The organism is Streptomyces sodiiphilus, from assembly GCF_039529215.1.
GTDB lineage: Bacteria > Actinomycetota > Actinomycetes > Streptomycetales > Streptomycetaceae > Streptomyces > Streptomyces sodiiphilus.
In genome coordinates, this window is sequence record NZ_BAAAMJ010000013.1 from 1 (window position 1) to 2,129 (window position 2,129).

Here is a 2,129-nt window from a genome sequence, read left to right on the forward strand (position 1 = left end):
CATGCCGATCTCGCTGCGACGACAGCAACAGCAACGACGCCAGCGGCGGTGACAGCAGCCCTCACCACACTGAGCCTTTTCCAACCTGGTTGGTGAGGGCTGGTGTTGGTCTGGGGGTGGGGTGCGGACAGGGGTGGTCGGGTGGCCCGGAGGGGTTTCACCTCCGGGCTCCCACAGATCCCGGCGTGACAGTCTCCCGTCACCGGGCTCTTCTCAACCTCGCCGTCAGAACTCCGGGACCCACCGCCAGTGCGCGAAGAAGCGCGGGTACTGGCGTGTCGTGCGCTTCCATGCGGCATGCGCTTTGGTGAAGGTCCTCAGCCGTCTGTACTTCTTCCTCATCCAGCGCACCAGGTAGACGTTGATGCGCCTGAGCAGCGGATACAGCTCCGACCGGTAGAAGCGGCCGTAGTAGTTCATCCACCCCGACACGATCGGGTTGAGCCATCGTGCGAGGTCCTGCCCGGAGAGGGAGGTGTGGCGGTGCAGCCTCCAGGACCACACCGTCTCGCTCATCTTTCGCCTGGCGGCTTTGGAGACCGCCGGACCGAAGCCCGTGAACACGGTCCCCTGTCTGCTGCGGACCGCCCGCGCCCGGAACGTGAACCCCAGGAAGTCGAACGCCGTGTGCTCGAAGGAGCCCCGGCGCTTTCCGTCCTTGCAGTAGACGATCCGGGTCTTGTCCGGGTGAAGCCGCAGCCCGACCTGTTCCATCCGCTCACCGATCGCCGCGACCAGCATCTGGGCCTGACGCTCACTGCGGCAGTGCACCACCGCGTCATCGACATACCGCTCGAACGGCACCGCCGGGAACCGTCGGGCCATCCACTCGTCGAACGCGTAGTGCAAGAACAGATTGGCCAGCACGGGAGAGACCGCTGACCCCTGTGGGGTCCCCCGGTCTCGTTCGGCCTGCGAGCCATCGGGCCGTTGCACGGGCGCGGTAAGCCACCGCTTGACGTACAACACGACCCAGGGCTGGTCGGTGTTGACCTCGACCGCCTTGACGATCAGGTCCCGGGGGACGCTGTCGAAGAACTTCTGGATGTCGAGATCGACCACCCAGTCGTTGCCCCAGCAGCGCTCCCGGCACCTGGCCACCGCGTCCAGCGCCGACCGTCCCGGCCGATACCCGTAGGAGTCGGGATGGAACTTCGGTTCCACCGCCTGCTCCAGCCGGGCGGCCACGACGGTCTGCGCGATCCGGTCCGCGACGGTCGGCACCCCCAGAACCCGGATGCCGTCGCCGTGTGCTTTGGGGATCTCCACCGCCAGCACGGGAGGAGGGAAGTAGCTGCCCGAGGACATCCGGTTCCAGATCTTGTAAAGGTTGCCCTTCAGATCCTTCTCGAAATCCTCGATCGAACAGCCGTCCACTCCCGGCGCACCCTTGTTGGCCCGCACCTTCTGATAAGCGTCCCAGACCTCCTGTTTGGAAATGTCGAACGGTTTGCCTGATGGTCTCTGCCCGTCCACGCGACTCCTCCCGGCCGCCGCAGCGCCCGGTTGATCTCATCAACGAACCACGGTCAAGCCGGCCCCTTCGCTCCCCGCCCCACCGCATCAAGCAGGAGGATCGTCACTACTACGAGCCGGTCCGCCTGCGCGTCCCGCGACGGTACTCACCCCCTCGCGTTTCAGACGCTTGGGGAACTCCCTCTCACCCGGCCCCTTGTTTCAAGGCTCGGGCTGTGTCGGGACACGCCATCCCACGTTCCACACGAGAGCAGCAGATCAAGATCGCGCCACCTCTGCGCCGGACACCACCTGGCCAATACTCGGGCACCCGCCAGGCTTATCCCGGGTTGAGCTTAAAGACCCGGTTTCGATGTCACTTCATACCTAACGACGCTTCCGCGGAGAACCCCTCACGAGGCTTTCGATGCAACGCCTTCTTGATCCCCACCTGACGCCTCACGGACGCCTTTTCCCTCCCGCTCACCACGACAGGCTTCAGCTAACGCAGCGGAGGGCGGTTTGAAGCCTCCTCCCGAAAGGCGGCTCCGAAGGGCCGAACATCCTTCATCTCCCGTGCAGCACCACGCTCAACCAGCCGCTACCACCGCCGATCTCCCGCGTTCGTGGCACACAAGCTCCTGGTAGATGAGTTCACGACCAAGATCACTCGC

At 64.9% G+C, this 2,129-nt stretch carries 1 protein-coding gene; it reads right to left on the reverse strand.

What is annotated here, in order from left to right:
- Positions 1–225: 225 nt before the first annotated feature.
- Positions 226–1,476: a group II intron reverse transcriptase/maturase gene (ltrA, locus tag ABD299_RS08515; RefSeq protein ID WP_344260023.1), complete on the reverse strand. Its 1,251-nt coding sequence runs from the start codon at positions 1,474–1,476 to the stop codon at positions 226–228.
- Positions 1,477–2,129: the final 653 nt, after the last annotated feature.